The sequence below is a fragment of the Mucilaginibacter sp. genome, from assembly GCF_039207105.1.
GTDB lineage: Bacteria > Bacteroidota > Bacteroidia > Sphingobacteriales > Sphingobacteriaceae > Mucilaginibacter.
The window spans coordinates 1-5,995 of sequence record NZ_JBCECK010000229.1; the positions used below are offsets into that span (position 1 = coordinate 1).

Below are 5,995 nucleotides of genomic sequence, written 5' to 3' on the forward strand. Positions count from 1 at the left end.
AGGCAAATTGCCGCCGAGTTTGGTTTTACCGATGTGAGCCACCTATCCAATTATTTTAAAAAGAAAACAAACCTGAACGCCAGCGATTACCGCAAATTAGTATAACAATATGAAAATACTGATCATGGGCGCTTCCTGCGCGGGTTCAACCACCTTGGGCGCTGCTCTGTCCCAAAAGCTTAACTGCCCTGTATTTGACACCGATGAGTATTTCTGGGAAAAATCTGTTATACCATTCACTGTCAGGCGCGATCCCGAATTAAGAAATAAAATGATCCTAAGTGACACGGCAAAGCAGGATAACTGGATCATTACCGGATCAATGGTGAGCTGGGGCAATGTATGGCTTCATACTTTTGACCTGGTAGTGTTTTTATACATCCCGCACCATATCAGGATGCAACGGCTCAAAGCCCGTGAAGTACAACGTTACGGCAATCAAATTTTTACCGACCCCGTCCGGGCCAAACTTTACCAGGAGTTTATACAATGGGCATCGGGTTATGATGACAACACCACCAATGGCCGCACCCTACAGGTTCATGAAACCTGGCTTAGTAAGATAAAGTGTCCGGTATTACAAATACGCGGCGATACTACTGTGGATGAGCGGATTGAGCGGGTTTTACAGAAAATAAAAGAGTTAGTTTAAGTAGTTTGTTAATAATAGTTGTTATTGCGAGCGAAGCGTGACAACCGCGAACTCTACAGGGAAATCTGCATAGTTCGCGATTGCTTCGTCGTTCCTCCTCGCTATGACAAGAGGAAATTTTGTCATTGCGAGCGAAGCGTGGCAATGAGCCCCCTCTAAATCTCCCCCAAAAGGGGAGACTTTAAAAAAGTATTTTAAAGCCCTCTCCTTTGCAGAGGGTTGGGTGAGGCTCTTGCTTCGTCGTTCCTCCTCGCTATGACAAAATAGTCACCAACTATCTAACCCCAGCAATTTCCTGCCCAGCGGACTAAGTTCTGCTACCGGATTTTTCTTTTCTCTTTCCATTGGATCGCCGGGGAAAGCGTAGCCTTGCATGGCCTCCCTGTTTTGCCAGCTGTTAATGCGCCATTGCCTTAGCTCTTCATTATGTTCCTGCGCAGGCATCATGGCCACATATTGCGCAATGCGTACCTTGTTTCCGCTGGTGTTTGGCCTGATGCCGTGGGGCTGGGTACTGTTAAATATCAGCAGATCGCCGGCTTCCATTTTTACTTTAACAATCTCAAACCCGGTGGTATCCGGTTTATAATGGTCACGATCTTCCGGCTGGGTTAGTTTCCAGGTATCATAAGTACGGTATAACTCGGGGATGCATTGAAAGCCACCCATATTTTCGTCGGTCTGATCGGCCAGGGCCAGTACACCCTGAACATTTTCCGGTTTGGTTTCGGGGTCATAATCCCAGTGTATAAAACCTTTATATTCAAAACCGGGGCGTAAGGGGAAGTTCAGGTTGGCCCGGTCAATATTGGCCCAAAGTTTTTCGGTGCCCCATATATCGGCAAAAGCCTGGTGCACCTTTGGGTACTGCCGGTTATCCCACAAATACTGCTGATTATAAATTTCAACCATGCCGGTATTGTTCAGCTCCTTCATTTCCATTTGGGCGTTGGGCTTTTTGTACCAGCTTTCTATATCGTTAGGGTCTTTATCTTCATATTGCCACAGGTATTCGGCAGTTTTTTGAGCCATTTCTTTGGGTATGGCGTTTTTAACTATCACATAGCCATTGGTTATCCAAAAGTTCCAGTCGTCCTCGCTTAGTACACGCAGTGGTTCACCGTTACTGCGGTCGTTCAGTTTGGTTTGACTTGATTTTGCTGCCGAGGGGTTGCCCGGAATATCCTTATGCGCTTCGTTAGGGCTCATGCTGGGTGCCATACCGGCCATTGTTTTAGTTGCTGCTTCCATGATCTGAATTGGTTTATAATTCAAAATTACGGCCGGTTAAAAGTTAAATTATTCGCACCAATGACCAATATTTGCTCTCCATTGACATTTTTGATATATTTATACTAAAAATAGACGCAATACAAAGGTGAATGAGATACAATTAGAACGGATTGACTTTGAACCGGGCAAATCATTCAAACTGTTTTCGCCCCGGTTGCGGAATACCTTTTTGTGGCATTACCATCCCGAATTTGAACTGGTATATGTAGAAGCCGATGCCGGTATACGTCATGTGGGTACCCATATATCAGGATACACGCAGAGCGACTTGGTTTTTATCGGCAGTAACCTCCCCCATCTTAATTTTGATTACCGCCTGCGCAGCGATTACCACCAAATTGTAGTTCAGCTGCGAACCGATTTTATGGGCCAGGCCCTGAACCATGCACCTGAGCTTTCCCTCGTTAATAAATTATTTAAAAGCGCCGCTTATGGTATTGCCTTTCATGGTGAAACCCGCGCACTGGCAGCTCAAAAGTTAAAAGAATTAAATAGCCTGAGTTCCTTTGACCAGTTACTCCAACTGATGCATATTTTTCAGTTGTTGGCGGGTTCTAAAGAATACACTTTACTGAACAATGATGAAAGCAGCAAGGATTTTATTTTAAAGGATAAAATACGGATGGGCGCTATTTATGAGTACATAGATGCCAACTACGCCCAAAAGCCCGATGTTAATGTAGTTGCCGACAAGGTAAACTTAACCACGGCAGCCTTTTGCAGATACTTTAAACGGCAAACCAATATTACTTTTACCGAGTTTGTAAACCAGTACCGTATAGAGCGTGCCAAAAACCTGCTGATGCAGGATAAAAACATTACGCAGACCTGCTATGCTGTAGGCTTTGAAAGCCTCAGTTATTTCAATAAATTGTTCAATAAACTGGTTGGCGAAAACCCATCTGATTTTAAGCGGAAGTGGGTAGGTAATCATGATAAGCTATAAAACAAAAAAGCCACCTGGCTTCCAGGTGGCTTTCATTATATGATGGGTTGATTGTTTTATTATAAGCCTGCATATTCGTCTGCTTTGTTTTTTGCAATGTTCAATATTTCGGTTGTGTGGCCGGCTACAAGGTTTGTTCTGTTTACGCTTGAAGCCTGGCTGCGTACTAAGTTATATTCATCAACGGTACCGCTTAAGTTTGCACAGCTTTTATCATTCATGGTAACACGTGCCCTGTAAGCTTCCAGGTCAAGACTGGCTGATGCAGTGTTGTACAATTTCACTTCCAGCTCAATAGCTGATATGTTTCCGAATGATTTGATCTCGGCATTGTCATAAGCGGTGATGGCGGCAAGGTCTTGAGCGGTTACCCAAACTTCTAATTGTTCAGGTTTGTATGATGAAATACGTAATACCCCTTTTTGTGATTGTACGAGGGCGCTTTCAGAATAATAGCTGTTATAAACCTTTACCTGATCGGCAGGGCCGTTTGATACATATAGTTTAACGTTACCGTAAATTTCAATTTTGTTGATGTGTGAAACTTCGGTTAAAACGATGCCTTTATTGTTGTTGTAGTTAACTGCAGCTTGTGTTGTGTTTCCTAATCCAAATACCATAACCAGTACAGTAAAAATGGCGATTACTTGAGTTTTCATGATATTAATATTTTGATTGTCAGATGATTGATTATTGTTATTTTAAATACACCTATATGACGAGCGCCAGAAAAAAACGTTACAGCATATTAGCCTGTAATAGTTGTACGCAGGCTTTTTGTCGGTAAACGAAAGAGTTTCTTCGGTGAAATGAGGAAAGAAAATTTGAGATGAAGATTGTAGTTTCTCTACCGCGAGATTAGCGTAGCGTATCTCGTGGTGGTCATGTGGTAAGCTTCCAGCTTACTTCAGCTGAAAGCTGAATCCATGATAGGCAACGAGCTACAAGCTCGCTGCAGTGGAAACTAATGTCATTTCGAGCGATAGCGAGAAATCTTATACGTCCGAAGTATTCACCCAAATGTTGTATAAGATTTCTCTTTCGCCCCATCGCTCAATCCCACTTCTGCTCTGTCGAAATGACAAACTTTTAGAAGCTCAACGGCCCAACCGCTCCCCGCACCGGCAACCCGCACTCTTCTACACCAGATAATACTTCTCCCCGTCGGTTTTTATTTTGCCGGCGTCAAGCAGCAGGCGTATGGTTTCCATCTTTTCCTTTTCAGAGCCTATTTTGATGGTGTTTATTAGCGTACCGATATCAGGGGTTGATATGCTCAGCAGCTGCACAATTTCAAGGGTGATGTTATCAAACAGCTCGTCGGCGTTTTTTTGCCGCTTCTCTTCCAAACAAATATCACAAACACCGCATTTATGGGCATTGGGTTCGTCAAAATAAGCAAGCAACATTTGACTGCGGCATTTTTTGTGTTTGGCGTAAGCAAAAACCGCCTCCATTTTCTGGCGGTAGATTTCCTTACGCTCTTCAATATATTTTTTGTTGATAAACAACCGGTCGGACTGTTGGCGGGGTTTTAAATAGGTAACCTGCGGCTGGTCGGTTTGCTGCATATAACTGATGAGGCCAAATTCTTGCAACTGCTTTAAACCATCCATAACCTGCTGTACATTCAGGTTGGTACGTTTGGCAAGGTCATACTCCTTCAGTCGCACATAATTTTCAAACGAACCACCGTATGAGCGCAGCAGCGTTTTAATAAAGGGATCCCAACCGGCATTTTGTATCTGGAAGTTATATAACTGCTCGTTCACCACCTCAAACCTAAACCTCGATGGCAAAAACACGCTTTCATTGAACGACAGATATTCGTCTTTTTCCAAAAACTTCAGGGCATTCAGCGTTTTGATAGCATCGAGTTTATATCGGCTGCAAAACTCACCCAGGTCAAGGTCAAAACTTAAACCCTCACCGGCACCGTACGCCAGCTGGTAATAATTGGCCAGACAATGATACACCTGCTTAATTTCCTCAACCGAAGGAAAATTAAGCTCAAACTTTTTTTCCTGTCTTAACCTGTCGGCATGAGTATACAATAATATAGCGTAGGCTTTTTGCTCGTCGCGCCCGGCTCGCCCGCCTTCCTGGTAATAAGCTTCCAGGCTTTCGGGCATATCCTTATGTATCACAAAGCGCACATCGGGCTTGTCAATACCCATCCCAAAGGCATTTGTGGCTACGATAATGCGGGTACGATTATTTTTCCAGCTTTCCTGCTTTTCGGCCCGCTGATCCATCGACAAACCGGCATGGTAATAGTCGGCCCGGTAGCCATGATCATTAAAATAGCGTGCAATTTCGGCCGCGTCTTTACGACTACGTACATAAACTATTCCGCTGCCTTTAACACCACGCACAATATCCAGCATTTTTTGCAGCTTGTTTTCGGCATCCTGCACTACATAACTGATGTTACGGCGCTCAAAGCTTTGCTGATAAACAACGGCGTCTTTAAATAGTAGCTTTTCCTGTATATCCGCCTTTACCTCGGCGGTAGCTGTTGCGGTAAGGGCCAGTACAGGCACCTGCGGATGAAACTCCCGGATATCGGCAATATGCAGGTACGGTGGTCTGAAATCGTACCCCCACTGAGATATACAGTGCGCCTCATCAACCGCTATCAGGTTCACCTTCATGTATTTGATACGTTCGCGAACCAGTTCAGATAATAAACGCTCGGGCGAGAGGTACAAAAACTTTACACTGCCGTAAATGCAATTATCAAGCGCCAGGTCAATTTCTCGCCGCCCCATACCCGATACAATAGCTACAGCATTGATACCCTTAGCTTTCAGGTTTTCTACCTGATCTTTCATGAGGGCTATCAGCGGAGATATCACAATACATATCCCCTCCTTAGCTAAAGCCGGTACCTGGAAACAAACAGATTTACCACCGCCTGTAGGTAACAAGGCAAGCGTATCGTGCCCTAATAAAACAGATTTGATGATCTCGGCCTGCATGGGCCTGAAGCTGTCATGGTTCCAGTACTGTTTTAATATTTCCTCTATAGTCATGCGGTGGGCTCAAAGATAAAGGATAAAGGATAAAGGATAAAGGATAAAGGATAAAGGATAAAGGATAAA

General features: G+C 44.0%; 5 protein-coding genes. 2 read left to right on the plus strand and 3 right to left on the minus strand.

What is annotated here, in order from left to right; all coding sequences use genetic code 11:
• Positions 1-109 precede the first annotated feature (109 nt).
• The gene (locus AAGC65_RS24340) at positions 110-652 is read left to right on the plus strand and encodes an AAA family ATPase (protein ID WP_343115064.1); all 543 of its coding nucleotides are present in this window, start codon (positions 110-112) and stop codon (positions 650-652) included.
• A 267-nt stretch (positions 653-919) separates the two neighbouring features.
• Here AAGC65_RS24340 and AAGC65_RS24345 read toward each other — a convergent pair whose 3' ends face one another.
• On the minus strand, positions 920-1,903 hold the full coding sequence (locus AAGC65_RS24345) for a phytanoyl-CoA dioxygenase family protein (RefSeq protein ID WP_343115065.1): 984 nt from the start codon (positions 1,901-1,903) through the stop codon (positions 920-922).
• A 127-nt stretch (positions 1,904-2,030) separates the two neighbouring features.
• Between AAGC65_RS24345 and AAGC65_RS24350 the strand changes: the two genes are divergently transcribed.
• Positions 2,031-2,891 (plus strand): AraC family transcriptional regulator, encoded by an 861-nt coding sequence (locus AAGC65_RS24350; protein WP_343115066.1) that lies wholly within the window; start codon positions 2,031-2,033, stop codon positions 2,889-2,891.
• Between the two features lie 59 nt (positions 2,892-2,950).
• Here AAGC65_RS24350 and AAGC65_RS24355 read toward each other — a convergent pair whose 3' ends face one another.
• Positions 2,951-3,550, minus strand: a complete 600-nt coding sequence (locus AAGC65_RS24355; RefSeq protein WP_343115067.1) for a GIN domain-containing protein — start codon at positions 3,548-3,550, stop codon at positions 2,951-2,953.
• 480 nt (positions 3,551-4,030) lie between these two features.
• The gene (locus AAGC65_RS24360; RefSeq protein ID WP_343115068.1) at positions 4,031-5,926 is read right to left on the minus strand and encodes an ATP-dependent DNA helicase RecQ; all 1,896 of its coding nucleotides are present in this window, start codon (positions 5,924-5,926) and stop codon (positions 4,031-4,033) included.
• Between the last annotated feature and the right edge of the window lie 69 nt (positions 5,927-5,995).